Origin of the sequence: Sutcliffiella horikoshii (assembly GCF_020524325.1) — a bacterium.
Taxonomy (GTDB): domain Bacteria; phylum Bacillota; class Bacilli; order Bacillales; family Bacillaceae_I; genus Sutcliffiella_A; species Sutcliffiella_A horikoshii_D.
The window spans coordinates 39,436-64,594 of sequence record NZ_JAIVKY010000008.1; the positions used below are offsets into that span (position 1 = coordinate 39,436).

Consider the following 25,159-nt stretch of genomic DNA (forward strand, 5'->3'; position numbering starts at 1 on the left):
TCAGTAGTAGCTAAAAGCTATCCATGAGTTGGGGTAGCTTTTTTTATATGGTTTTTATATAATTCAAAGCAGAACGTTTAGGAAGTGATACATAATGTTAAACAAGAAAATTGGTTTTATCGGTAGTGGGAAAATGGCTGAGGCAATAATTGGTGGACTTGTAAAGTCAGAGCTAGTACCTTCAAACCAGATATTCGCCAGTGCGAAAACAAAAGAAACGGTAGACAAAATTGCAGATAAGTATGGTATTGAAACAACTATCCAAAACATGGATGTAGCTGCTAAAGCAGAAATGCTAATCTTGGCTGTGAAACCAGATCTTCATAAAGCGGTAATTGAAGAAATTGTGGATGCAGTTAAAAGTGATACTGTCGTGATTACCATTGCGGCTGGCATTACATTGGAATTCTTAGAATCAGCTTTCGGGGGGAAAGTAAAAGCAGTACGTGTGATGCCAAATACACCTTCATTAGTCGGAGAAGGCATGAGTGCGATTTGTGCAAATGAGGCAGTGAACGAAGATGAATTACAAGATGTGATCCGTCTTTTTGAAAGCTTCGGTAGAGCAGAAGTGCTACCTGAAAAGTTGATGGATGCAGTGCCTGCCGTTAGCGGTTCTTCTCCAGCCTATGTGTATATGTTCATTGAGGCTTTAGCTGACGGAGCGGTGCAACAAGGAATTTCACGTGACCAGGCATATACAATGGCAGCCCAGGCTGTTCTTGGGGCAGCGAAGATGGTGCTTGAAACAGGAAAGCATCCTGGGGAATTAAAGGATAATGTCTGTACACCGGGTGGTGCTACGATTGAGGCTGTAACGACATTGGAAAAGCATGGCTTCCGGTCTTCAGTGGTGTCTGCAATGGAAACATGTACGGAAAAGTCTAAAAAACTGAAAGATGCAAAGTAAAACAAACCCACTCACCACAAGGTAGAGTGGGTTTATTACTTATTCAAACAACTCCAGAAACTCTCCATAACCTTCCGCTTCGAGTTGTTCTTTTGGTACAAATCGGAGGGCTGCTGAGTTCATGCAATATCTTAGTCCTGTCGGCTCAGGGCCGTCATCAAAAACATGCCCCAGGTGTGCGTTGCCTAATTTGCTACGAATTTCGGTTCGGACTGAGAATAAACTTCGGTCTTCAAGCTCCACTATGTTTTCTGGAACTAAAGGCTTGGTGAAGCTCGGCCATCCAGTTCCAGAATCATATTTGTCCGTAGAGCTGAATAATGCTTCACCAGAAATTAAATCCACATAAATGCCTTCTCCTTCAAAATCCCAATACTCATTATGAAAAGGTTCTTCTGTACCATCTTCCTGCGTGACATAATATTGTTCGGCAGTTAAAACGGAGCGTAATTCATCTTTGGATAAATGGAGAAGGGTTGTGCCATCATCCTCTACTTGTGCGGTTATATTACGGTCATCTCCCCAAACTTTATCAAGAAAATCGTCACGCCCAGAGTTATCTCGATAAAAGTTATAGCGGACAGGGTTTTTCAGGTAATAATCCTGATGATAGTCTTCTGCAATATAAAAGGTTTCTGCTGCTGTAATTTCCGTCACGATTGGCTGATCAAAACGCCCAGACGAACTAAGTTCTTCTTTTGATTTTTGTGCCAGTTGCTTTTGATCTTCACTATGATAGAAGATTCCAGATTGATAAGGTGTTCCTCTATCAACAAATTGCCCCTCGTCATCAGTTGGATCTACTTGTCTCCAGAAAACGTCCAATAAAATTTCATAATTTATGACATCGGGATTATAACTTACAATGACAGCCTCCACGTGACCTGTCTCTCCAGTTGTTACCTCGTTGTAGGCAGGATTTTCTATGTTTCCACCGGTATAGCCTGAAACAACCTCGTATACACCTGGGAGTTTTTCAAATGGCGGTTCCATACACCAGAAGCAGCCGCCTGCAAAAGTGGCATAGGAAATATTGTCACTTTCCTCAAGCTCATAAGGCATACTGCCGACTGATTTTTGTGTTACAGAAGCATACATTTTGGGTATAAAGAAGTACGCGGCAAGGCAAGCGATTACAAGAAGTAAACCCCAGAACTTTATTCTCATCACAGACTCCTTTAGTATGTCGTTATTCCAATTATAACCTAAGCCTTTCACGGAACTCTACTAATGATATGCTTCTTCAAATTTTTCCATGTTTTGATTTCGTGTACAATATATATTACTATTGTAATAGATTTGATTGGAAATTCATCTTCAACAATGGAGGACTTCAATGAATATATTTTTAACTGGTGCTACTGGATTTTTAGGGGGAAGGCTGATCCGCAACCTCTTGGAAGGAGAGCATACGGTCTATATATTAGCTAGAAACATGAAAAAAGCGACGGCATTAAAAGAAGACTTGCCACTTTCCCTGCAAGATAGGGTTACTATTCTAAATGGGGATATAATTCAACCTAAATTCGGTTTTTCTCCTGAACAATTTGCTGCTATTTCCAATAACATAGATATTTTCTATCATCTTGCAGCATTAGTGAAATTCGATCATCATTTACGGGATACACTTATGGAAATGAATTACCAAGGAACGAAAAACGCCTTAGAAGTTGCTGCCTCAATTGGAGTAAAGAAATTTATCCATGTGAGCACTGCTTATACAGTGGGAATATCCAATCTAGGTAAAGAAGAACTTTATGATCTACAACAGGACTTCAACAATCCTTACGAGGAAAGCAAGGCCCTTGCAGAACATGAAGTAATGAAATATAAGGGTGAGATGGACGTTTCCATTTTCAGACCTGCCATTATTGTAGGAGATTCTAAGACTGGGGAAGCGGACTCCAACTTTACTCTATATGGTTTTATGAGGGGCCTGGAGGTTTTTAAACGTAAACTGGAACGTAAGAGTTATGAGGAACAGGTTCACCTTGTCGGTTCCAAAGACGGTACATCCAATCTGGTACCTGTTGATTATGTAGCAGATATTTTAACGATTGCAGCCCAAAAAGCTGAAAAGAACACAATCTACAATGTCACTAACCCATCACCCCCGACTAACAGGGAAATACTAGAGACGATAAAGGAACACCTGAATTTCAGTTCACTTGGTATCTATGAGAAAGGTACAAGCTTTTCCTTAACACCAGTGGAGATGCAGTTAAATAGTTTGATTGATGTTTTTGGTCCATATCTTGATCGCAGTATTTCATTTGCGGATCGCAATACACAAAAACTGTTAAAAAATAGTCCTATTTCACATTTGAATATGACTAAAGAGATATTGGAAATTATTATTAGCGCCTATTTCGAACCAGAAAAGGAAAAAGTGGAAATATAATTGCTTCAAGTAAGGAGTGGTGGCCGTTGTATAGGCTTCCACTTCTTTTTTGTTTATAATAAGTGGGACACAGCTTTATTTACATACGATCTCTCCCTTTACGAGGAGGGAGAATTAAGCAGGTGAGAATAGTTTGATTAAAAATATTTTAGCAGTTATTTTTGGAGGGGCAATAGGCACATTACTAAGATATGCGATTACTTTAGCCACTGGTGATATTGCTTTTCCATTCGGGACACTTTTTGTAAATCTTGTTGGAAGTTTTGTATTGGGGGCTTTTACTGGATGGCTTATGCGTAGAAAAGTAAAAGAATATATGAAGGTTGGATTTGGCACTGGATTGTGTGGAGGTTTTACGACGATGTCTACTTTGGCCGCTGATGTATTCATCTTACAGACACAGTCTACCCTTGTAATTACTACTATCTATTTATTCTCATCCATAGTTGGTGGACTTTTATTTGCTTTCCTGGGACTTATAATAGGCCATTCATTTTCTAAAAAACATTTAGCTACTGGCTTAAAAAGTTAGGGAGGTTAGTATGAGTGAGGCTGCCTTGATTTTTTTACTCGCAGTTGGTGGAGGGTGTGGTGCCCTGTGCAGATATTTGTGTGGGTTAGCTGTTATGAAAAAGTTTCCTGCCCCGCGCATCCCTGTCGCAATGATTGTTGTAAATATTTTAGGTTCCTTTGGCTTAGGATTATTATATGGAAACATAGACAAAGAGTATTTTTATAACGATGCTCTGTTTGTTTCTCTTGGGTTGGGTTTCTTTGGCGCATTTACGACTTTTTCTACATTTAGCGTGGAAGCTATTCAGTTAGTCATGGATAAAAAGTATCAACACGTCTTATTCTATCTAGGTATAAGTATCTGCGGCTCTGTTATGGGATTTCTAATAGGTTATTATATAAGTTAAAAAGGAAAACTCGTTTCAGCTTAACGAGTTTTCCTTTTCTAGTTTGTACGGATAACATTTCGGGTGACAAGGTTACTTTTTTTTACTTGTGCAGGTAATGTGAGAACAAGGGATTTTTTAAACAATTGATTCTTATAATGAAGATCTCCCCCATGAGCAAGTAAGATCGTATAAGCGGAATAGAGCGAAGTATGTTCTTCATTTGTACGGATTTCTTGTAACTGAAGTAAGGTTTTTATTGGATCTTTCTCAGCTCTACCGTCTTTCATAACTAACTCGAAGATTACTTCTGTTCGTTGCAGGTAGTGATTAAGCTCGAGACTTTTCATCGAACCGTCATGTGAATCAATGCAAAATTTTATTATGGTTGAGATAGCTTCTGCAAGTAAATTCAAGTTTCCATTGATTCTTAAGTTACGGTCACTGTTAATCTTAAAATACATGAGATGACTGTTTGCATACATTTGAATGTCTGCTGAGATCAGGTCAAGTAATTCTTTCGAAGATAGTGCCTTTGAAGTGAAGGTTTCTGTCTTAGATAGTTTAATATAGGAATCAATGATCTTTTCAGCGCGATTCAACTCAGTCAAAATGATAGGAACATATTCCTTGTTGGCCCTGTTGTGTTCTGCTCCAAGCAATTGTGTAAATCCTTTCACCATGGTTATCGGTTGTTGAAACTCTCTTGCAACTTCGTCAGCAATAGTGTTGATATGGTAAAGTTTTTTCATTTTTTTATATTGATTTTGTAACTGATCTAATCCACAAAAATACTCAACTAAGAAGAATATTAGTAGGGTTGTGCCAACAAACACTAGACTTGTGCTAATTGTACTCATTATTTCTATGTCTAAAATTACAAAAATAATGGAATGAAATATGGCTCCAATCAAGGCAATGGTTGATATTAATAAGAATTTAATAGGGTTTGGATACACCCTCCATTTCGCCTTTACCAATAATGGCAAGACAGATAGAAATGGGATAAGAAAATAAGCATGCAAAAAATTAATCGGAGACGGGAAAATCAAGGGATAGATAAATAATGCAATGACGGTCAAAATTCCAGCCAAGTATCCACCATATAATATGGACATGATAACTGGGATGCCACTTAAGTAAAAAGAAGTGTCATTTGCTATAAGGATAGGAAATGTCGAACACATAAGTGCTGAAATGGTACAATAAAAAAAGGCTGCAAGTTGACGGATAAACTCCGAAGGCTTACCGGTTCGTTTATGTACTAAAGTGTAGTATAGAAAAAGAGGGACGACCAAAAAGAACAGTTGTAATAATATATCTTTCAAAAAGTTCATTACGAGACCCCTTACCTGGATGCATTATGTACTGTTATTCAATTTCAAAGTACCATAAATTGAAAGAAAATTCTATAAAATTCAAGAAAAATGTAGAAACAAGGAGGAAAGGCAATGCAAGAAGAGAACCGATTATTAGAACTGTACAAAGTCCTATGGAACAACCGCTCTTTGGAGTACATAGAAGCTTATGATCAAAAGGAAGTATTACAACAGGCGATAAGAAGGGAATTAAAGGACGAACTGACACACCCAAGAACTAGAAAGCAACCGATGGAAAAATATTATTTAGCTGTTAAGCGAATAGTTGAGTCGAAATTAAACGAGACAGAGCAAGTAATGCTTATTAAAGAGTTTACTAATGTATTGGATGAAATAAAAAAAGAAAGCTGACCATTCAAGCATTATGGCAGCTTCATCTATAATCCAAATATAGAACGAAATACATTGCGGCGCTTTTGTTGTGGAGGTTGATCAAAGATAAGAGGGGGTTCCATTTTTTTGACTGGTGTTTGCATTTGGTCTAACAGCTTTTCAAGTCTGTCCACTTTCTTTGTAAGTTCCTCTATTTCTTTTCTTTGCTGCAGCAGTTGATAGGATACCACCTCATCAGCCTTCTGCTGGACCATTTGCTCTGTTCTGGATACTCTCTCAGTCAATGTCTGAAGCCGATGTTCCAATGCACTACCATCTTCAGTTCTTTCACCCATGTTCTCAAAATGTACTTCTTTCATCTCTGTGTCAAAGGTAACGTCCACTGCACCTGCTACCTCTGAGCTTGCTTTAAGGGTTTCAAGACGTGCCAATGCCTCTTCATCGTAAACATAATGGCCATAATCATTTTTGCGACAAGGGATTTCGTATTTTTGGACCCACTTACGTACCGTTCTTGGTGCCATTCCTAGTTCTTTTGCAACTTCATGTGTCTTTAATTCCATTCAAACTCCCTCCCTTTATTAATGTATTTCCACATTCATAAGCTACTTCCTCCAGGGTAGACAAAAGTAGTGGTTGTTCGGCAAAAATAGTTAAAATCTAGCAATAGCATATCTTTTGTCTGCAAATAAAGGAAAAATTTCCTATTGAAATATGCCTAGATAACTATAAAAAGAGGTTACGAAAAAAATAATATCCTTTTATAATAGGAAGACAGGGTTTAGACGCTTTGACGAAGTCGTTTACTTATAGTAATCTGAATATTTAAAATAGAAAACCAAGCGAAGGAATGATCCATATGATAAATCTCGAACAACCAATCGCTAAGACAACAAAAATGGATATTGGAAGTAAGATTAAATTTTTTCGCATACAAAAAGGATTAAAACAGGATGACCTTGCAAGAGGAATAATATCAGTATCCTACCTATCAAAAATTGAAAATAACCTTACGTCGCCTAGTGAGGAAGTTTTAAGGCTTTTGTGTGAGCGGCTTGAAGTCAGTCTGATTGAACAGCAGGATGATACGATTTTTCAAGAGCTTATGTCCTGGTATAAGTTGATGACAACAAGTGAAACTAAAGAAATTAAGCGCAGGTATGAAAGCCTTTCAAAAAAAATCCAATCCATAAATACGAAGACATATATGTATTTTGTACTGTTTGAATTACGTTACCACCTTTACCTAAAGAACATGGATCAATCCAGAATACTTATTGAAAAGTTGCAACAATTTCTGGATATTTTTGATATACACATGCATTACTATTTCCAAAAATTCTATTCCATATATGAATATAGATTAAATAACTTTGTTCAGGCGCTTGAACATTTAAAGATAGCTGAGCAATTACTGCAAAGGAATTCCAATCTTGAAAAATCAGAAGAGGCCGACCTTTACTATCTCTTCGGCCTTACCTACAGTCAAACGATGAAGGAACCACTGAGCATCACTTATACCACTAAAGCACTCCAAGAATTCCAATCCATCTATGATTTCAAAAGAAGTGCAGAGTGCCAAGTGTTATTAGGCATCTGCTACCGTAGAATAGGAGAATATGACCGCTCAGAAAAAAGTTACCTACTCGCCCAAAAACTCTCAGAATCTCTTAATAATATGTATCTTCAGTCCCTGATCTATCACAACCTGGGGAAACTTTATTCCATAAAGGGCCATCATGAAGAAGCAATTAAGGAATATGAAAAAAGTTATTTTCTAAAACAGCAAGATAGACCGCTTAGTAAGTTGACATCTATTTATTGTATATTGCTTGAGTATGATCAACTTCAAAATTACACGGAGTGCCGAAAATGGCTGAAACTTGGTCAGGAACTATTAACGAATCCAGCAGATGCAATGGAATACCATTATTATTTTTCGATTCACGAAAGTATTCTTGAAGGCAACTATGAAAAATTCGACCAGATATTTCAGGAGCAAGCGTTGCCATATTTTCAGCAAAAGGATCTTAAGGAGCCTCTTATCATTTATGCAGAACGACTGGCTAAATATTTTGAAGCCAGTTATAAATATAAAAAAGCAAGTTATTACTATTCTCTTGGATACAAGGAACTTAAGAAACAAACTTTTCTTTAAGGAGGAGATGGGCCATATGAAAAAACAATTGGTTTTAGTGGTGATGGGGGTTTTCTTACTATTCGGTGGCGCTATAGAGTTTCAAGAGGCAGAGGTGGATGTAAAGCAGGAAATACTATTAGCTTCAAAAGATATGCATCCGGATCCTATTCCGGAAGGATGATGATATTTTACTGGCCTCACTCAATGGAGTGGGGTCTATTTTTTATATAAAAACATATTTGATAGTTTTAATTCGAGATATATGGGTACAAGATAAGTTAGAAGGTAATAGTATCCTCATAGTGCAAACCTTTCAAAACTTGTAAAAGGAGTGTTTGGCAATGGCTACAAATGTAAAATTGGCAATAATCTATTACAGTTCTACAGGTACGAACTATAAGTTAGCGAAAACAGCAGAAGAGGAAGCAAAGGCAAATGGTGCAGAAGTGAAGTTGGTAAAAGTTCCAGAGCTTGCCCCACAGCAAGCAATTGATTCTAATCCAACTTGGAAAAAACACCTAGAGGAAACAAAAGACGTTCCTGAAGTAAGCTTAGATGACCTTACATGGGCGGATGCTTATATATTCAGTGTTCCAACAAGATATGGAACGGCTCCTGCACAGATGAAACAATTCCTCGATACAACAGGTGGACTGTGGGCAGAAGGTAAACTTGCAAACAAGGTCGCAAGTGCCATGACATCTGCAAGCAACCCTCATGGAGGTCAAGAACAGACCATCCTGAATCTTTACACCACCTTATACCATTGGGGAGTAATTATTGCAGCACCTGGGTACACAGACAACTCCATTTTTGAAGCAGGCGGAAATCCATATGGTACAAGTGTTACAGCTGATCAGGATGGTAATTGGAAAGAGGACGTAGCTGCAGCAGTCAAACATCAGACACAACGGACTCTCCAAATCGCCAGTGCCATCAAAAACGGTATGCAATAGAATAAAACAAAATACCCATCACTTTTGTGGTGGGTATTTTCTATAAGAATAAGAAAGTCTATAAAACGGTTGATTTCCGTTCTAGGCGCTTCGCTTGCCTGAGGGCGGTCCGTGAGCCTCCTCAGGCTTCGCCGACGCCACTAAAAATGCCTGTGAATTAAGATGTTGTATAGACACCGCTGTTGATTTCCGAAAAAGGCTTCGCTTTCCTAGGGGCGCTGCTGGAGCCTCCTCGGCTACGCCTGTGGGGTCTCCACCTAGCGCTATCTCCCTCAGGAGTCTCCGCCTTTTTCTCCAATCACCAGCTAGAAATCATTTAAGTACATGAGATTTCAGTTTTTCAGTGGCTTCGGCTTCGCTTTTCGGGGTCACCTGTCCCTTCCTCCCGCGGGCGTCTACTCCAATCAACAAGGTGACTTTATTCAACTTAAAGCTAAATAAGTTACCTAACGAATTACTTTTAAACCAATAACATTACTTTTACACAATTTCTAGCTGTGCATTGGAGCAAATGGCGTAGACTCCAGCGGGGCAGTAACGGTAGCTTGAGAGACCCCTGAAGCGTTGAGAGGAGGCTCAAGCGCCGTTTAACCAAACAACTAAAAAGTACACTAATCCTTTGGGACTGTCTGTTTATTTCTTTTATATTTTTTAATAAAATAGGCCCGTTGAACGAACAAGTAAGCAAGGAATACAGTGGAACAAAATATCGCTACCATCATATTAAAAAGCATTCCCCCGATATAAAGGAGTCCATCGACCTTAAGGGTAAGAAAGTACCAAATTGTCGTAGTGACAAACCATGTGAGGAGGATAAAGGAAAGACTAATTGCGGTATGGAAAAAAAATGCCCCTTTACGCATCACCATTTGAGAGACATACACATAACTCACAAGTGTCGTGGAAACAATGGCCAATAAATTCAAGAGCATAATATAGTCATACATCTCCATCACCAAACTCCTTTTTTCTATTATATTGCAGGACAAATTCATAGGTGATTACCTAGGCAAAATATTTGCATAATCGGAGTAATGGGACATAATAAAAGTATGTTTAAAAATAGGAAGGTGGATTAAAATGAAAAGTTTAGCGTCTACAACAGCCCTACATAATGGCGTCGAGATGCCGTGGTTTGGTCTTGGTGTATTTAAAGTGGAAGAAGGGCAGGAAGTAGAATCTTCTGTAAAGATGGCCATCAATGCAGGTTATAAAAGTATTGATACAGCAGCCATTTACAAAAATGAAGAAGGTGTAGGGAAAGGGATTAGAGAGTCCGATGTCCCTCGTGAAGAGCTTTTCATTACGACTAAAGTATGGAATGCAGATCAAGGTTATGAATCTACATTAAAAGCTTTTGATGAGAGCATGGAAAAGCTAGGCCTAGAATATTTGGACTTATATCTCGTACATTGGCCTGTAAAAGGAAAGTATGTAGAGACATGGAAAGCACTAGAAAAGCTATATAAGGACGGAAGAGTCCGTGCTATTGGGGTGAGCAACTTCCAAATTCACCACCTTCAGGATATTCTGGATGTGGCGGAGGTAAAACCAATGGTTAATCAGGTAGAGTACCATCCAAAGCTTTCCCAGGTGGAGCTATTAAATTTCTGTAAAGAAAATGGCATCCAAATGGAAGCGTGGTCCCCGCTGATGCAAGGGCAGCTTCTGGACAATGATGTTTTAAAAGAAATCGCGGATGCTCATAATAAGTCCGTTGCGCAGGTGATTCTTCGCTGGGATCTTCAAAATGGTGTTGTAACCATTCCAAAATCAGTGAAAGAGCACCGTATTAAAGAAAATGCGGATATTTTCGACTTTGAGTTGTCAGAAGATGAAATGCAGAGGATTCATGCATTGAACGAAGACCAACGTGTAGGTCCAGATCCGGATAATTTTGATTTTTAATATATCAGAAAAGGTGCAGAGCTTAGTAGTCGCTCTGCACCTTTTTAAATGAGAAAGTAGGAGAATCTGTTGATCTCCGTTCTAGGCGCTTCGCTTGCCTGCGGGCGGTCCGTGAGCCTCATGGGCTTCCAGCCTGTGGGGTCTCACCTGTCCCTTCCTCCCGCGGGCGTCTGCGCGCCTTCCACTCCAATCAACTGGGTGATATTATTCACCTTAGTCAAAAAAGCTACCCAAACATATTGCTGAAGTAAATAAACATTTCTTTAACGTAATTTCTAGCTGTGGATTGTAGCAAATGGCGAAGACTCCTGAGGGAGATAGCGCTAGGTGGAGACCCTACAGGCGTAGCCGAGGAGGCTCCAGCAGCGCCCCTAGGAAAGCGAAGCCATTTGCGGAAAGGAACAGCGGCGACTAACCAATTACTAATGTTTAACACTTCCTGTTTTTTCCTATTGAACTTCTAATTCTTCTTGCTGGTGTTCGTGTAATTCATCTTTTTCCACGTGTATCTGAACATAATGTAGACCAGTTTCTTTCATGGCCGCTATTGCTTCATAGACACCATCACTAACTTCTTTTGCATCCACGAATTCATGTTTCTCTGAATTTTCATGCCATATTTCGAAACGAACAGTCGCACCTGTTAAAGCAGCATCTTCTTGCGTGATTTCTGTGGATAACGTAGTTTCTTTATTCGCTTTTACAGCGTTTGTCGGTTGTAATGTCATATTCAAGCTGCTCTCATGGCCATGGTGATCATCATGATTTGTTTGTTCATGTGTTCCATGATCATGATTGTGACCTTCTTCTTCATGTTCATGCTCTTCTTCTTTCTCTGCGGGATCTGGGTTTCCAACCGTTAGTTCTACACGTGGCATAACATGCATATCTCTAGCCGTTGTGTGCGCGACTACATAGTAAAAGCCTTCCTCTTCGAAGGTTTTCGTGAAGGAATAGATTCCGGAACCGTCATTCGCTGCTTCGACCATTTCATGATCAGCTTCCTGACCTTGCTTCCATACTTCAAACTTTACTTCATGGGCATCATCCACATTTTCTTCACCTTGCGTGACTAGGGCTTCTATTTTTATCTTTTCATTCGGTTCCACTGCTTCAGGGAGCTTGATCTCTACTTCCACCATGCTGGGCACTTCATCATTGCTTCCATTTGTATGTTCATTGTTATTAGTTGATCCGCAAGCTGCCAACATCATTAATGAAAGCATGCTGATAAGTAAAATTAATTTTTTCAAAAAGAACACTCCTCTCGCTCAATGGTTTTATTATAACTAGTATCCTAACGAGAAATTTCATCAAAAAGATCAATCTTGTGAACAAAGATAGTATGATATAGGTAATGACCATAAATGCATGGAACTATACATAGGGAGTGGTTGAAGTTGATAAAGCATTTACAAACAAAAGTTGAATTACTAGAAGGTTTTCAAGTAATAAAGGAATTAAGACCACACCTAACAGAAGATGCTTTTCTAGAAATATATGAAACCATGCACAAAGAAGGCTACGAATTACTTGCGTATGTTGAAGAAGATGAGATAGTAGCTGTTACGGGAATAATCATGTTAACTAATTTTTATGATGGGCGTCATATTTATGTATATGATCTAGTGACTAAAAGTACAGTCAGATCAAAAGGCTACGGGGAGAAATTGCTTGCGTACATAGAAGGATTAGGAAAAGAAAGAGGTTGCGAGAAAGTAACGTTGTCCTCAGGCTTACTAAGAGTAGATGCTCATAGATTTTATGAGAAGAAAATGGGTTATGATAAAGCTAGTTATGTATTTAGAAAAGAGCTGTAGCATGGATGCTACAGCTCTTCTAGTTTTAAAAAGGAAGGTCCAAAACTTGTTGGAACAGGAGCATGAACTGTTGCGATTTCTTCTTTAAACGGGTGTGGAACAGTTAACTTCCATGCATGCAGGCTGTGGCGATGATGTTTTCTTTTCGATCCATAGAGCTTATCACCATATATAGGATGACCGATGCTGCTCATATGTACCCTGATCTGATGCGTCCTACCAGTATCTAGTGTTAATTCTACTAGTGTTAGTTGTTCTTTTTGAAAAGTCTTAACAACTTTAAAATGTGTAATAGCCTCTTGTCCATTAGGAGAGATTCGCCTTCTTGAAGCGTGATGGCGGTCTTTTCCAATAGGTTTATCTAGAGTTCCGTGTTGCGTGCTCAGGATTCCTTCAACAAGTGCCAAATATGTTCGTTTGACTTTCCGTTCATCGAGCATTCTATCTAAAATAGCGCCGCTAATGGCATGTTTTGCAAACAGGATGGCGCCACTTGTGTCTTGATCTAAACGATGAACATGACGGACTTTAGAAGTAATTCCGTTATGTTTAAAATAATGTGCCACTCCGTTGGAAAGAGAGCGGAAGTCATGATCGGAAGAGGGGTGTGTCGCCATTCCTGCTTCCTTATTAATAACCAATAGATGTTCGGTCTCGTAAATGATTTCGATATCTATTTCGGTTGCAATAGGAGAAATTTCTTCTGGTAAAATAGGGACAATTACTTTGTCGCCTTCCTTAAGTGGCTTTGTCCAATTAGGAACCTCACCATTTACCAAAACTTGTTTAGACATCCTTAGTTCATGTAGATGTCCTTTAGGAACACCAATCACATCTTTTAGGTAATTTTGTAATGGGAGGGACATATTATTTGTTACGTAGAATGTTAGCATTTGGTCGTTCATCATATTCTCCTTTTATTCAACTATTTCTCTGTCAATGTTCTTCTGATTATCATATTATGTTGTCGTAATGAGTCTATGGATTCCATTAACTACCTACCCAAATAAAGATGCATTTATGTTACTCTTTTGTTATAGAGAAGTTACAAGGGTGGTTTTAATTCGTGAAAGTAGTATACGCTTCAACTCCAGAGCAAGAGGACCATATCGGGGAACTGGTCCAACACCTCTTAACGAACATTCTTCCTTATTATTTCACAGATAAAGAGATAGAAAACCTTGCACAACAATTATCCCTTCACACTGGAGAAGTCCATGATACTTTTTCCGATTATAATGGAACATTGAAAGAAGCATTTCATATCATATCATGCCTTCAAGCAATTATTGCGGTAATTGAAACAATCCAAGAAGAGGACGTACTTACAAAACACCGTGAAATATTTAAAAGGAATGTCATTATGTTAAGAGAATACGGGTTTTCTTTCCCATTTTCAATTGACCAATTTGTACAAAAACCAAGCAAACCGAATATTTTCAGTAAATTTATTCGACCTTCCAATCATTTCTTGATTTAAAGAAACGAAAAGAAAACTCCTGGCGACTATTCGCTAGGAGTTTCTTTTACTTTTTCGAACCATTCGGTGTAGACGCTGCTGTCTTGGTGATAGTTCTCTAAGCGTTCTACTTCTTGCCCACCTACGAAATGGATGAAGGTTGGAGTGGATTTAATGCGGTAATCGTCCCAGCCTTGTTCGAATTCCTGTAGATTGTATAATTCCATATCTATCCCCATCTCTTCTGCCATTGGTACGACAACAGGACTTGTCTGCTTACATGCTGGGCAAGTGGAGCTGTAGAAGTAAATGGTTTTCGTTTCCCCTGCATCCAATTCTTCTTTCAATTGATCAGGAGTGATAATGTTTTGGTACAATGGATCATCCAGTTGCTTTTGTGTTTCTGTATGAAGCTTGTCTTTACCAAAAGGATTACCTTCCACGTTTTGCTTTTGTTGAATATTAGTGACAACGACAAGTGCTATAAAGATGGCCATAATGACCGCCATTATAATAATGAGTTTTTTCAAGGTCAGTTACCTGCTTTCTTTGAAAGTTTTTTTACATAAAACAATATAACCGTAATGGATATAAAACCGATAAGTGCTAAAAATGGAATAGTGATAAAGCCTAGCCAATTGATATACTGACCAGTACAAGGTACAACTCCACAGGAAACGGAGTTCTCGCCCAAAAACGCTACTTTTTGAATCATGTAATGATAGATGGAAATGCTTCCCCCGATGATTGAAAGAGGAAGGACGTATGTAGCAATACCAGCATCTTTTTTAACCGCAGCAATCCCGAGTAAAATAACTAAAGGATACATTAATATCCGCTGATACCAGCAAAGCTCACAAGGTATATACAATAATACTTCTGAAAAATATAAGCTGCCAAGTGAAGCAACAAGGGCAATGATTGCTGAGGCAAGCAATAGGTTTTCTATTTTTTTAGAATAATCCACGGTTACTCTCCTCTTTTGAATTCAAGATACTTTTCCTAAAATTATAGTCGTTACTTTTCATTAATGCAAAATTATCCTTTACTACAAATGTGAATTTTTTTTGACTTTCAGAAAGAAAGCGGTTTCCAACTAAGGGGTCTATCTTGTACAATGGTTATGGAATCGATTTCATTTACAAGATTAGATAAAATAATTTTTATAAACAAGCGATTAGGAGAGGAACTAACATGACAACAAAAAAATGGTGGAAAGAAGCAGTAGTTTATCAAATCTATCCTCGAAGCTTCAATGATTCAAATGGCGATGGAGTAGGCGATATTAAAGGAATCATTGAAAAACTTGATTATTTAAAAGAACTTGGTGTGGATGTTGTCTGGCTTTCTCCTGTCTATAAATCTCCAAATGATGATAATGGATATGACATCAGTGACTATCGCAACATTATGGATGAGTTCGGTACCATGGCAGATTGGGAAGAAATGCTTGCTGAAATGCATAAGAGGGGTATCAAATTAATTATGGACCTTGTTGTAAACCATAGTTCGGATGAACATGAATGGTTTAAAGAGTCTCGTAAATCAAAAGATAACCCATATCGTGATTATTATGTCTGGAGGTCAGGGAAGGATGGGGCTGAGCCAAACAACTGGGAGGCTACTTTTGGCGGATCTGTTTGGGAGTATGATGAGCAGACGGATGAGTATTTCCTTCATTTATTTTCTAAAAAACAACCAGATTTGAATTGGGAGAACCCTAAGCTGCGACAAGAAGTATATGACATGATGAAGTTCTGGTTAGATAAGGGCATTGACGGATTCAGAATGGATGTCATTAACTTCATATCCAAAGTGGACGGGTTGCCAGATGGAGAAAAGGTCGAAGGGAAGAAATATGTTTCCGGTCATCAGTACTTCATGAATGGACCTCGTATTCATGAATTTCTACAAGAAATGAATGAGAAAGTTTTGTCAGAATACAATGTCATGACGGTAGGCGAAATGCCAGGAGTATCTCCAGAAGAAGGAAAACTCTATACAGGAGAAGAGCGGAAGGAACTAAACATGGTCTTTCAATTTGAACATATGGACCTTGATACGCAGCCAGGAAAAAATAAATGGCACTTAAAACCATTAGACTTGCGAGATTTAAAGAAATCTCTTGGCAAATGGCAGTCCGAGCTAGAAGATGGTGGATGGAACAGCTTGTATTGGAACAACCATGATCAGCCTCGTATTGTGTCTAGATGGGGAGATGACAAGGAATACCGTGTCACTTCTGCAAAAATGTTGGCAACATGTCTGCATATGATGAAAGGGACGCCGTATATTTACCAAGGGGAAGAGCTTGGGATGACCAATATCAAGTTCGACTCGATTAAGGATTACAAAGATATTGAAACTTTGAACATGTACAATGAACGGGTAATTGAGAATGGAGAAAATCCACAGGAAATCATGCAATCTATCTATACAAAAGGCCGTGATAACGCTAGAACTCCTGTTCAGTGGAATAGCTCTGAAAATGCAGGGTTTACCACAGGGACTCCGTGGATTAAGGTGAATGAAAATTATCAGGAAATCAATGCTGAAAAGGCACTGGCAGATAAAGATTCTACTTTCCATTACTACCGTAAATTAATCCAACTTCGTAAGCAATATGAAGTAATTGTGTATGGTTCATTCGAGATGTTGTATGAGGAGCATGAAGAAATCTTTGCCTACACCCGTACTCTAGGGGACGAAACTTTACTTGTTGTGACAAATTTCTCGGGAAATAACCATGCGTTCGACAGTACCATTGACCTAAATAATGCAGAACTACTTATTAGTAACTATGACACAGCTGAAAAGAAAGAAAATACATTTGATTTGCGCCCTTGGGAGGCACGAGTGTATAAGGTTTGATGGTGTAGGACAGGTCTCTTGACCCACTTTTGTGGGCAGGGAGCCTGTCCTTTATTATTTTGTGTTTCATTATGATAAAATTGGGGAATAAGTAATATTGGGCAATTCTCCGTTTTACATTAGAAAGGGCCCATTTTTAATTGTTTGTACATAAGGATAGGAGATGATGGCATTGTCAAAAATCGATTTATCTAAATTTGAGAAAAAAATGATTATCAGAAACATAGAAATGAAAGACATAGATGATATTATTGCACTGCAGCACTTATGTTTTCCAGGCATGCAGCCATGGAAGCCTGAACATCTCGAAAGTCATTTAAATATGTTCCCAGATGGACAGCTTTGCGCGGAATATGATGGGGAAATAATCGGTTCGTGCTCAAGTTTGTTGATTAACTTTGATGAATATGATGATCGTCATACTTGGGATGACATAACAGATGAAGGGTATATTACCAACCACAATCCAGATGGTTATAACTTATATGGAATTGAAGTAATGGTGCATCCGGGCTACCGCCGTATGAAGGTTGGGCACAGGCTATATGAAGCAAGAAAAGATCTTGCCCGCAGGCTTAATTTGAAAAGTATCATCATTGGTGGCCGCATTCCTAACTACCATAAATATGCGGAAGAAATGACTCCACGTGAGTATGTTAGACAAGTAATGCGTCATAAAATTTATGATCCAGTGCTTTCCTTCCAATTGTTAAATGAATTTACTTTAATGCGTATTAACCCGGGATACCTTCCAGATGATGTAGCCTCCAATAAATACGCGACCTTGATGGAATGGAACAATGTGGAGTACATCCCGCAGACTAAGCGTCATTTCAAAACTTCTTTCCCTGTAAGGATCTGTGTGGTTCAATATATGATGAAATCCATCAGTTCCTTTGAAGAGTTTGCTACCCAGGTCGAGTATTACACCGATGTTGCTTCGGATGCTGGTGCTGATTTTGCTGTATTCCCAGAGATATTTACGACTCAGTTGATGAGCTTTCTCCATGAAAAGGTACCTAGCAAAGCAGTTCAGCGCTTAACGGAGTTTACAGAACAGTACATCCAGCTGTTTACAGACCTTGCTGTAAAATATAACGTGAATATCATTGGTGGCTCTCATTTCGTTGAGGAAGATGAAAAGGTGTTTAACATCGCTTACCTCTTCCGTCGTGATGGGACGATTGAAAAACAATACAAATTGCATATCACACCGAATGAACGAAAATGGTGGGGGATTAGCCGCGGAGACAGTGTCCGTGTCTTTGATACGGATTGCGGAAAAATCGCAATACAAATTTGCTATGATATCGAGTTTCCTGAGCTTGCCCGCATTGCAACAGAAAAGGGAGCCAACATCATTTTCTGTCCATTTAACACGGAAGACCGACAAGGCTATTTGCGTGTCCGCTACTGTGCGCAAGCACGTGCAGTGGAGAATCAAATTTACACGGTTATCGCAGGAACATGCGGAAACCTTCCTCAAGTGGAGAACATGGATATTCAATACTCCCAGTCGGCTATCTTTGCTCCATCGGACTTTGAATTTGCAAGGGACGGGATTGTAGGAGAATGTAATCCGAATATTGAAATGGTTATTATCGGGGATGTGGACTTGGAGATCCTCCGTCGCCAACGCCAGTCCGGTACGGTTCGTCAATTGAAGGATCGAAGAAGAGATGTTTATGAGATTAAGTATAAAAAATAACTTTTTTAGAAAGCGATCCTTTTGTGGGTCGCTTTTTTGATGTGTTTTGCAATTATTGAGGTGAGTAGCTGGCTTGTTTTTGAAATAGGGATGAATGAGGACAATGTTTGATGGTTTTCGGGGTAGGAGGTAGTCATACGAGGTCTATGAGGACAATGTTTGAAGGTTTTGGGGGGAGGAGGTAGTCATATGAGGTCTATGAGGACAATGTTTGAAGGTTTTGGGAGTAGGAGGTAGTCATACGAGCTCTATGAAGACAATGTTTATCCAACTCAACCAAACATTGTCCTCATACGTTCTCAAGAATAAATTCCAGAAAAAAATGAACCCCGTAAAGGAGTTCACATCAAAAATAATCATGTCATTCTCTAGTTTGCCCTACGATATCTATACTGCTGCCACTGAAACCTGAGAAAACATCCTACGCAAAAGCCCATCAAAGCAACTCCTGACGCAACACCCACCATGATTGCAAACACAAAACCAATAACAACCAATCCAGAATAAAAACCAAAGAGCGCCAATGCCAAGCAGGCTATCGCAATACTCTGATTGAATTGAAGCTGGGCAACGTCTTCCTGAGGATAAGATCCTGCAGGTTTAGATAGAAATTTCCTTGCAACAATAAGAACTGGATTCCATTTAAACAACAATCCCATCAGCCCAGCAAGCAGTGGAAAAGCCATCAGAAAGTATAACCCTGTAACAAGAGAAAGAATAACACTCGTCAATATGAACCATTGATTAAAAGTGACCAAGGGTTTAGGTATAGTACTATTTTTCATATACAATTAATCCCACCTGTATTATCGGATATTTATTATTATCATCTTACTCTAAACAAGGCAGGAAGTGCAATAAATAAAAACTGGATATTGTTGTTATTAGAAAATTATTAAAAAATATCAAAAAAGACTTGCAAATTTGTATGCGTTTTCTTATTATGTAGTTAAAGGTAATAACCTTTTACAAAAGGTAACAATATTATTATCATTTTAGAAACATCCAGACATTTTAGGAGGGAATTAGAATGAAATATTTTTTAGATAGTGCAAAAATTGAAGAGATTCGTTATGCGTATAAGAACTGGGGAATTGATGGAGTTACAACTAACCCTAGACATATCATGAACAGCGGCAAGCCTTTCTTAACAGTACTAAAAGAATTAGGTGAAGAATTTAAGGGCGTAGAGAACTTTCCTATCTCCGTTGAAATAAACCCACACTTAGAAGATCCTGAAGAAATGGTACGTGAAGGAAAAGAGATTGCTAGTTTATCAAGTAATTTCATCATCAAGATCCCTTGCACGGAGCCAGGCCTGATTGCTGCGAAAAGACTTGAGGAAGAAGGAATTCGTACAAACGTAACATTGGTATTCTCTCCTTCTCAAGCTTTACAACCTGCTAGAATCGGAGCTAAATTTGTTTCTCCTTTCGTTGGGTGGAAAGAAAACAGTGGAGAAGATACAGCACCTTACATTCAAGACATTGTAGATATCTATAAAATGTACAATGCTAAAACTGAAATCATTGTTGCAGCTCTTCGCAACGGTAAACAAATTGCAGACGCAGCCAAAGCTGGTGCAGATATTGTGACATGCGGATTTGATGTGTATAAAGCAAGCTTTGCACATCCATTCACAGATTACGGTCTAGGTGTTTTCCGTGATGCATGGGATAACACTGCCAAGGAATTGGAAGAAGTGAAGTAATGCAATTAGCTGGGCTCTCCCTAATCGGAGAGCCTGCCTAATATAACACTGTTACTATATAGGGGAGTTGTAAATGTCTAAGCTTGAATTGTTAAGATCACTTAATACAAATCTATCCATTTTCGATATAGATGATGAAGAATTCTTACCTTTTGGTAGAATAGTAGAAGAATACGATTTCACAAGTTACCTTAACTATATGAATGATACGGATATTCCAAAGGAAGGCAATGTCTATATGGCATCGATTCCCGAAATGGAACAGAGATTACCTTCCGGGTTAATCATGGATAACTTCTATGGTGGAATGGACATTCAAGTTGGTTATTGTAACGGAGTAAACTCCACTTTAAATGGTTTGGAGTACCATAAATCCAGCGAAATTAATGTTGCAGGTACCGACATGGTTCTACTATTAGGACAGGTACAAGACATTGTAGATAATTCTTTTAAAAGTAATAATGTAACCGGTTTCTTCGTGCCGAAGGGCAAAGCAGTTGAACTTTACGCTACAACGCTCCATTTTGCTCCTTGTAAAGTGCAGGATGAAGGTTTTAAAACGGTTGTTATTCTACCAAAAGGTACGAATGAACCTCTAAATGAAGGTCTAGTAAAAAAGTCAAAGGAAGATCAACTGTTATTTATGAAAAACAAGTGGCTTCTAGCACACCCGGACAGAGAAGTGCTCTTGGAAAAAGGAGCATATCCAGGGATTAGTGGAGAAAACATCGAACTTTTCTATAAATTGTAAACGCTTAAATAGTTTGGGATTGAAGGGGTGACAGATATGGGGATGTCTAATGTCCTTTTTACATTATTATCATGTATGTTTTTTATGGGCCTTGTGGCTTGGTTTTCTTATCTGAAGACAAGAGGAGAAGTAAACGATTCAACAGGTTACTTCCTGGCAGGTCGGGGATTGACTGGGATGTTTATCGCAGGTTCCTTGTTGCTAACAAATCTCTCGGCTGAACAATTGGTTGGTCTTAATGGGGCTTCTTACGGGAAGAACATGACCAACATGGCCTGGGAAGTGACAGCAGCATTTGCTATCACGATCATGGCTTTGTATTTGCTTCCTAAATATCTGGGAGGGGCTTTTACAACGCTACCTGAGTTTTTAAGCACCCGTTATGATGAAGGAGTACGTCGATATACAGTTATCTTGTTCATGTTAGGGTATATCCTTGTAACGATTCCATCTACCCTTTATTCCGGGGCTTTAGCCATCTTGAAGCTTTTTGATGTGCCGGAACTTTTAGGGATTTCTTATGGTCAGTCTGTTTGGTTGATTATCTGGGTAGTTGGGATTATTGGAGCGATCTATGCGATTTTCGGAGGATTAAAAGCAGTTGCGGTTTCTGATACGATCAATGGAATTGGATTGCTAGTTATTGGTTTGTTGATTCCCGTTCTGGGGTTTATCGCACTAGGTAATGGCAGTATGGTAGAAGGAATGAAGACCATAGCCCTTACACATCCTGAAAAGTTAAATGCCATTGGCGGAAGTGATGATTCTGTACCGTTTGGAACCATCTTTACAGGTATGATTTTTGCTAACCTCTTTTATTGGGGAACGAACCAATACGTTATTCAACGTACGTTAGGAGCAAAAAGTTTATCAGAAGGACAAAAAGGGGTTCTTTACTCCGGATTTTTTAAATTAGCCATTCCTTTATTCATGATGATACCTGGAGTCATTGCGTTTCATCTATATGGAGGAAATTTCGAATCTGTAGATTTGGCATATCCAGCACTTGTTGCTGACTTGTTACCAACTTATATGTCAGGCTTTTTCTTAGCAGTTTTACTTGGTGCTGTATTCAGTTCATTTAACTCTTTATTAAATTCAGCTGCAACGATGTTTGCACTTGATATTTATAAACCGACTATGAATCCAAATGCTACAGATGCACAGCTAATTAAGATCAGTAAAATCTTTGGTGTGTTAATTGCCCTTGTATCGTTCTGTGTATCGCCGCTATTAATGGAAGCGTCTACAGGACTATGGGATCTGATTCGTCGATTTACAGGTTTCTTTAACATCCCGATTATTACGATTGTAATGGTAGGGCTGCTTTCCAAACGTGTTCCTGCATTAGCTGCAAAAGTGGTGGTTATCTTCCACGTAATCACGTATTACATGCTTGTATGGGGAACCAATCATCTTTTTGGATTCACAATCGATCTAAACTTTATTCATATTTATGCGATTCTATTCTTTGTGGAAGTTGGAATCATGTTGCTAATAGGTAACGTTAAACCATTGAAAACACCTTATGTTTATAAAAAGAATGCACAAGTGGAGCTTGCTCCATGGAAGTACTCTTTATTAACCACAGTAATTCTATTAACACTTGTAGTGATGACATATGTTGTCTTCTCTCCTGTCGGTTTAGCGTATGAGTCAGCAATTATTTCACCGTATTTCTGGCCTTTAATGGGCGGTGTGCTCTTGGTGTCAATTGTAATGAGTTATTTGTCCATGAAAGTTTGGTATAAGAAATATGAAAACTATCTTGATAAGAAACAAGAAGAGCTTATCAATGAAAAAAAATCAGCGTAAGGGGGATATCCCATGGCAGTTTTCACTGAAAATGAAATGATGCAAGTAGTGACGGAGAATAATAATTTTACTGTTACGTGGAAAGGGGAGGAAATTCTTCATCACTCACCTGACACTCCCTTCCTTTTTGTGGGAAAAGGACAAGAAAATGTTAAGATGTTTCGCGGTAATTTTGATATTAAAGATTATGTAACGGAGCGCCTTGCCCTTCCGTTTATCCAAGTAAGAAACGAAAGCGAGTTTATTGAAATAGATTTTGCAAGTTACCCGAATGGTCCGTCTGTTGTAACCGTTCAGTTGGTGCAAAAAGAAAATGAAGTAAAGCTTGTTTTTGTAAAAGCGACGGAGAATATCAATCGTTTTTGGCTTCGCCTTCAGGCAAATAAAGAGGAGAAAGTATACGGTTGTGGAGAACAACTCACTCACTTCAATATGAGAGGGAAGAACTTCCCTCTATGGACCTCAGAACCCGGAGTTGGGAGAAATAAGAGCACCTATGTAACGTGGCAATCAGATGTTACTGGAATGGCTGGCGGAGATTATTATCATACAAATTATCCTCAACCTACCTTTGTATCAAGTAGAAAATATTATTGCCATGTAGAAACGACAGCTTATGCGGATTTTGATTTTAGAAATGACTCTTTTCATGAGCTTCAAATTTGGGAGATGCCAAAAGAAGTGGTGCTAGAAGGGGCAAATGACTTTTTAGGATTGCTTGAGAAAATCACGGATCGCTTTGGACGTCAGCCGGAATTACCTGAATGGACCTATAACGGAATATGGCTAGGAATTCAGGGTGGTACGGATGTAGTCGAGGAAAAACTAGAGAAGGCCCTTGCTAAAGGAGTTAAAGTAGGCGGTGTCTGGTGTCAGGATTGGCAAGGTATCCGTATGACTTCCTTTGGAAAGCGTCTAATGTGGAATTGGCAGTGGAATCCTGATGTGTATCCAAACTTGGATACAAAGATCCACGAATGGAAAGAAAAAGGAATACGTTTCCTCGGGTATATCAATCCATATGTGGCAGAGGAAGGGAATTTATTTGCGACAGCCAAGGAAAGAGGATATTTAGCATTGAATAACGTGAATGAAGTCTATTTAGTAGACTTTGGAGAGTTCTATTGCGGAGTAGTTGACTTTACAAACCCGCAAGCGACTGAATGGTATAAAACGGTCATTCAAGATAATCTGATTGGCTTTGGATTAGACGGATGGATGGCAGACTTCGGTGAGTATCTTCCTACAGATGTGAAGTTGCACAGTGGAGAAGATCCAATGAAAATGCATAATGCATGGCCGACCATGTGGGCGAAAGTCAATTATGAAGCAGTTGAAGAAGCAGGTAAATTAGGAGAAGTCGTCTACTTCATGAGAGCAGGTTATACAGGTATACAAAAATACAATACATTGCTATGGGGCGGGGACCAGAGTGTTGATTTTACCTTGGACGATGGTTTAGCATCGGTCATTCCTGCAGCACTTTCAGCAGGGATGCTTGGTAACGGATTGCATCACAGTGATATCGGCGGATACACCAGCTTGTTTGGCAACAAGAGAAATGAAGAGTTGTTGTTGCGTTGGACAGAACTTGGCGCTTTCACACCGGTTATGCGTTCTCATGAAGGTAATAGACCGTACGACTGTTTCCAATTTGACGATACAGACAGGTCTCTTGAACAGTTGGCAAAAATGACTACCGTTTATACAACGTTGGCTCCATATACAAAAAGCCTAGTGAAACAAAATGCAGAAAAAGGTACACCAGTGCAAAGACCTCTGTTCATGCATTATGAAAATGATGAAGCAACTTATGACATTCAATATCAATATTTATATGGAAAAGACCTCCTTGTAGCACCTGTTTATAATGAAGGCGCTACAACGTGGGATGTATACCTGCCTGAAGATGAATGGGTCCATGTTTGGAGTGGAAAAGAGTATGCAGGAGGGAACATTACTGTGGAAGCCCCAATTGGTGATCCACCTGTTTTCTACCGTAAAAACTCAGAGTGGGCAGATCTATTTGGTAAATTAAAAGAAATAAAATAATAGAAATAGGGACTGATTATTCAATAGAACAGTCCCTTTCTGTTAA

General features: G+C 39.0%; 26 protein-coding genes. 17 read left to right on the forward strand and 9 right to left on the reverse strand.

From position 1 onward, the window contains the following. The first annotated feature begins 94 nt into the window (after window positions 1–94). Window positions 95–910, forward strand: coding sequence for a pyrroline-5-carboxylate reductase (gene proC, locus LC091_RS12895; protein ID WP_226682448.1), 816 nt, complete (start codon window positions 95–97; stop codon window positions 908–910). A gap of 39 nt (window positions 911–949) precedes the next feature. Here proC and msrA read toward each other — a convergent pair whose 3' ends face one another. Next, a complete protein-coding gene (gene msrA / locus LC091_RS12900) occupies window positions 950–2,077 on the reverse strand; it encodes a peptide-methionine (S)-S-oxide reductase MsrA (RefSeq protein WP_226682449.1) in 1,128 nt (375 codons plus the stop codon). Window positions 2,078–2,246: 169 nt separating this feature from the next. Between msrA and LC091_RS12905 the strand changes: the two genes are divergently transcribed. The 3 genes from LC091_RS12905 to crcB all read left to right on the forward strand — a co-directional run bounded on the left by LC091_RS12905 (window position 2,247) and on the right by crcB (window position 4,231). Further along, window positions 2,247–3,311, forward strand: a complete 1,065-nt coding sequence (locus LC091_RS12905) for an SDR family oxidoreductase (RefSeq protein ID WP_226682450.1) — start codon at window positions 2,247–2,249, stop codon at window positions 3,309–3,311. 133 nt (window positions 3,312–3,444) lie between these two features. After that, window positions 3,445–3,843 carry a fluoride efflux transporter FluC gene (locus tag LC091_RS12910; RefSeq protein WP_226682451.1) on the forward strand — a complete coding sequence of 133 codons (399 nt, stop codon included), beginning with the start codon at window positions 3,445–3,447 and terminating at the stop codon, window positions 3,841–3,843. Window positions 3,844–3,853: 10 nt separating this feature from the next. Then, window positions 3,854–4,231, forward strand: a complete 378-nt coding sequence (gene crcB, locus LC091_RS12915; protein ID WP_226682452.1) for a fluoride efflux transporter CrcB — start codon at window positions 3,854–3,856, stop codon at window positions 4,229–4,231. Window positions 4,232–4,269: 38 nt separating this feature from the next. Here crcB and LC091_RS12920 read toward each other — a convergent pair whose 3' ends face one another. Further along, window positions 4,270–5,547 (reverse strand): histidine kinase dimerization/phospho-acceptor domain-containing protein, encoded by a 1,278-nt coding sequence (locus tag LC091_RS12920; protein ID WP_226682453.1) that lies wholly within the window; start codon window positions 5,545–5,547, stop codon window positions 4,270–4,272. A gap of 114 nt (window positions 5,548–5,661) precedes the next feature. On the opposite strand from LC091_RS12920, the gene LC091_RS12925 reads away from it, so the two are divergent. Then, a complete protein-coding gene (locus LC091_RS12925) occupies window positions 5,662–5,940 on the forward strand; it encodes a hypothetical protein (RefSeq protein WP_226682454.1) in 279 nt (92 codons plus the stop codon). Between the two features lie 26 nt (window positions 5,941–5,966). Here LC091_RS12925 and LC091_RS12930 read toward each other — a convergent pair whose 3' ends face one another. Continuing rightward, window positions 5,967–6,485, reverse strand: a complete 519-nt coding sequence (locus LC091_RS12930; RefSeq protein ID WP_226682455.1) for a MerR family transcriptional regulator — start codon at window positions 6,483–6,485, stop codon at window positions 5,967–5,969. 296 nt (window positions 6,486–6,781) lie between these two features. Between LC091_RS12930 and LC091_RS12935 the strand changes: the two genes are divergently transcribed. From LC091_RS12935 to wrbA, 3 genes are all read left to right on the forward strand, one after another. After that, on the forward strand, window positions 6,782–8,080 hold the full coding sequence (locus LC091_RS12935; protein ID WP_226682456.1) for a helix-turn-helix domain-containing protein: 1,299 nt from the start codon (window positions 6,782–6,784) through the stop codon (window positions 8,078–8,080). 16 nt (window positions 8,081–8,096) lie between these two features. After that, on the forward strand, window positions 8,097–8,243 hold the full coding sequence (locus tag LC091_RS12940; protein WP_226682457.1) for a hypothetical protein: 147 nt from the start codon (window positions 8,097–8,099) through the stop codon (window positions 8,241–8,243). A 160-nt stretch (window positions 8,244–8,403) separates the two neighbouring features. Next, entirely contained in the window at window positions 8,404–9,018 is a 615-nt protein-coding gene (wrbA, locus tag LC091_RS12945; RefSeq protein ID WP_226682458.1) for an NAD(P)H:quinone oxidoreductase, read from the forward strand. Between the two features lie 611 nt (window positions 9,019–9,629). Here wrbA and LC091_RS12950 read toward each other — a convergent pair. Then, window positions 9,630–9,974: a hypothetical protein gene (locus LC091_RS12950; protein WP_226682459.1), complete on the reverse strand. Its 345-nt coding sequence runs from the start codon at window positions 9,972–9,974 to the stop codon at window positions 9,630–9,632. A gap of 124 nt (window positions 9,975–10,098) precedes the next feature. On the opposite strand from LC091_RS12950, the gene LC091_RS12955 reads away from it, so the two are divergent. Beyond that, window positions 10,099–10,926 (forward strand): aldo/keto reductase, encoded by an 828-nt coding sequence (locus LC091_RS12955; RefSeq protein WP_226682460.1) that lies wholly within the window; start codon window positions 10,099–10,101, stop codon window positions 10,924–10,926. 449 nt (window positions 10,927–11,375) lie between these two features. Here the strand turns inward: LC091_RS12955 and LC091_RS12960 are convergent, their stop codons facing one another. Next, window positions 11,376–12,179 (reverse strand): FixH family protein, encoded by an 804-nt coding sequence (locus LC091_RS12960; protein WP_226682461.1) that lies wholly within the window; start codon window positions 12,177–12,179, stop codon window positions 11,376–11,378. A 114-nt stretch (window positions 12,180–12,293) separates the two neighbouring features. Here LC091_RS12960 and LC091_RS12965 point away from each other — a divergent pair, with 114 nt between their 5' ends. Continuing rightward, on the forward strand, window positions 12,294–12,746 hold the full coding sequence (locus LC091_RS12965) for a GNAT family N-acetyltransferase (RefSeq protein WP_226682462.1): 453 nt from the start codon (window positions 12,294–12,296) through the stop codon (window positions 12,744–12,746). Window positions 12,747–12,754: 8 nt separating this feature from the next. Here LC091_RS12965 and LC091_RS12970 read toward each other — a convergent pair whose 3' ends face one another. Further along, on the reverse strand, window positions 12,755–13,654 hold the full coding sequence (locus LC091_RS12970) for an RluA family pseudouridine synthase (protein WP_226682463.1): 900 nt from the start codon (window positions 13,652–13,654) through the stop codon (window positions 12,755–12,757). Between the two features lie 158 nt (window positions 13,655–13,812). Here LC091_RS12970 and LC091_RS12975 point away from each other — a divergent pair, with 158 nt between their 5' ends. After that, window positions 13,813–14,226: a DUF5365 family protein gene (locus LC091_RS12975; RefSeq protein WP_226682464.1), complete on the forward strand. Its 414-nt coding sequence runs from the start codon at window positions 13,813–13,815 to the stop codon at window positions 14,224–14,226. A gap of 26 nt (window positions 14,227–14,252) precedes the next feature. Here the strand turns inward: LC091_RS12975 and LC091_RS12980 are convergent, their stop codons facing one another. Together LC091_RS12980 and LC091_RS12985 are read right to left on the reverse strand one after the other, a co-directional pair. Beyond that, a complete protein-coding gene (locus LC091_RS12980; RefSeq protein WP_226682465.1) occupies window positions 14,253–14,735 on the reverse strand; it encodes a thioredoxin family protein in 483 nt (160 codons plus the stop codon). 2 nt (window positions 14,736–14,737) lie between these two features. Next, entirely contained in the window at window positions 14,738–15,172 is a 435-nt protein-coding gene (locus tag LC091_RS12985; RefSeq protein ID WP_226682466.1) for a disulfide oxidoreductase, read from the reverse strand. Between the two features lie 227 nt (window positions 15,173–15,399). Here LC091_RS12985 and LC091_RS12990 point away from each other — a divergent pair, with 227 nt between their 5' ends. Continuing rightward, complete coding sequence (locus tag LC091_RS12990; RefSeq protein WP_226682467.1) at window positions 15,400–17,076, forward strand: glycoside hydrolase family 13 protein; 1,677 nt, start codon at window positions 15,400–15,402, stop codon at window positions 17,074–17,076. Between the two features lie 166 nt (window positions 17,077–17,242). After that, window positions 17,243–18,784 carry a bifunctional GNAT family N-acetyltransferase/carbon-nitrogen hydrolase family protein gene (locus LC091_RS12995; RefSeq protein ID WP_226682739.1) on the forward strand — a complete coding sequence of 514 codons (1,542 nt, stop codon included), beginning with the start codon at window positions 17,243–17,245 and terminating at the stop codon, window positions 18,782–18,784. Window positions 18,785–19,152: 368 nt separating this feature from the next. On the opposite strand, the gene LC091_RS13000 is transcribed toward LC091_RS12995, so the two are convergent. Then, window positions 19,153–19,542, reverse strand: a complete 390-nt coding sequence (locus LC091_RS13000) for a DUF4395 domain-containing protein (RefSeq protein ID WP_319003664.1) — start codon at window positions 19,540–19,542, stop codon at window positions 19,153–19,155. A gap of 272 nt (window positions 19,543–19,814) precedes the next feature. Here LC091_RS13000 and LC091_RS13005 point away from each other — a divergent pair, with 272 nt between their 5' ends. The 4 genes from LC091_RS13005 (at window position 19,815) to LC091_RS13020 (ending at window position 25,113) form a co-directional block, all read left to right on the forward strand. Further along, the gene (locus tag LC091_RS13005; RefSeq protein WP_226682469.1) at window positions 19,815–20,495 is read left to right on the forward strand and encodes a transaldolase family protein; all 681 of its coding nucleotides are present in this window, start codon (window positions 19,815–19,817) and stop codon (window positions 20,493–20,495) included. Between the two features lie 73 nt (window positions 20,496–20,568). Further along, window positions 20,569–21,246, forward strand: coding sequence for a DUF4867 family protein (locus LC091_RS13010; protein WP_226682470.1), 678 nt, complete (start codon window positions 20,569–20,571; stop codon window positions 21,244–21,246). A gap of 36 nt (window positions 21,247–21,282) precedes the next feature. After that, the gene (locus LC091_RS13015; RefSeq protein WP_226682471.1) at window positions 21,283–23,061 is read left to right on the forward strand and encodes a solute:sodium symporter family transporter; all 1,779 of its coding nucleotides are present in this window, start codon (window positions 21,283–21,285) and stop codon (window positions 23,059–23,061) included. Window positions 23,062–23,073: 12 nt separating this feature from the next. Further along, window positions 23,074–25,113, forward strand: coding sequence for an alpha-glucosidase (locus tag LC091_RS13020; RefSeq protein WP_226682472.1), 2,040 nt, complete (start codon window positions 23,074–23,076; stop codon window positions 25,111–25,113). Window positions 25,114–25,159: the final 46 nt, after the last annotated feature.

Excerpts from the sequence above, each read along its gene's own strand:
- LC091_RS12995 (WP_226682739.1), top strand. The coding sequence starts at position 17,243 with ATGGCATTGTCAAAAATCGATTTATCTAAATTTGAGAAAAAAATGATT.
- LC091_RS12935 (WP_226682456.1), top strand. The coding sequence starts at position 6,782 with ATGATAAATCTCGAACAACCAATCGCTAAGACAACAAAAATGGATATT.
- LC091_RS12990 (WP_226682467.1), top strand. The coding sequence starts at position 15,400 with ATGACAACAAAAAAATGGTGGAAAGAAGCAGTAGTTTATCAAATCTAT.
- LC091_RS12925 (WP_226682454.1), top strand. The coding sequence starts at position 5,662 with ATGCAAGAAGAGAACCGATTATTAGAACTGTACAAAGTCCTATGGAAC.
- LC091_RS12930 (WP_226682455.1), bottom strand. The coding sequence starts at position 6,485 with ATGGAATTAAAGACACATGAAGTTGCAAAAGAACTAGGAATGGCACCA.
- LC091_RS13010 (WP_226682470.1), top strand. The coding sequence starts at position 20,569 with ATGTCTAAGCTTGAATTGTTAAGATCACTTAATACAAATCTATCCATT.
- LC091_RS12965 (WP_226682462.1), top strand. The coding sequence starts at position 12,294 with ATGCATGGAACTATACATAGGGAGTGGTTGAAGTTGATAAAGCATTTA.
- LC091_RS12940 (WP_226682457.1), top strand. The coding sequence starts at position 8,097 with ATGAAAAAACAATTGGTTTTAGTGGTGATGGGGGTTTTCTTACTATTC.
- crcB (WP_226682452.1), top strand. The coding sequence starts at position 3,854 with ATGAGTGAGGCTGCCTTGATTTTTTTACTCGCAGTTGGTGGAGGGTGT.
- LC091_RS12920 (WP_226682453.1), bottom strand. The coding sequence starts at position 5,547 with ATGAACTTTTTGAAAGATATATTATTACAACTGTTCTTTTTGGTCGTC.
- LC091_RS12955 (WP_226682460.1), top strand. The coding sequence starts at position 10,099 with ATGAAAAGTTTAGCGTCTACAACAGCCCTACATAATGGCGTCGAGATG.
- msrA (WP_226682449.1), bottom strand. The coding sequence starts at position 2,077 with ATGAGAATAAAGTTCTGGGGTTTACTTCTTGTAATCGCTTGCCTTGCC.
- proC (WP_226682448.1), top strand. The coding sequence starts at position 95 with ATGTTAAACAAGAAAATTGGTTTTATCGGTAGTGGGAAAATGGCTGAG.
- wrbA (WP_226682458.1), top strand. The coding sequence starts at position 8,404 with ATGGCTACAAATGTAAAATTGGCAATAATCTATTACAGTTCTACAGGT.
- LC091_RS13005 (WP_226682469.1), top strand. The coding sequence starts at position 19,815 with ATGAAATATTTTTTAGATAGTGCAAAAATTGAAGAGATTCGTTATGCG.
- LC091_RS13015 (WP_226682471.1), top strand. The coding sequence starts at position 21,283 with ATGGGGATGTCTAATGTCCTTTTTACATTATTATCATGTATGTTTTTT.
- LC091_RS12970 (WP_226682463.1), bottom strand. The coding sequence starts at position 13,654 with ATGATGAACGACCAAATGCTAACATTCTACGTAACAAATAATATGTCC.
- LC091_RS12905 (WP_226682450.1), top strand. The coding sequence starts at position 2,247 with ATGAATATATTTTTAACTGGTGCTACTGGATTTTTAGGGGGAAGGCTG.
- LC091_RS13020 (WP_226682472.1), top strand. The coding sequence starts at position 23,074 with ATGGCAGTTTTCACTGAAAATGAAATGATGCAAGTAGTGACGGAGAAT.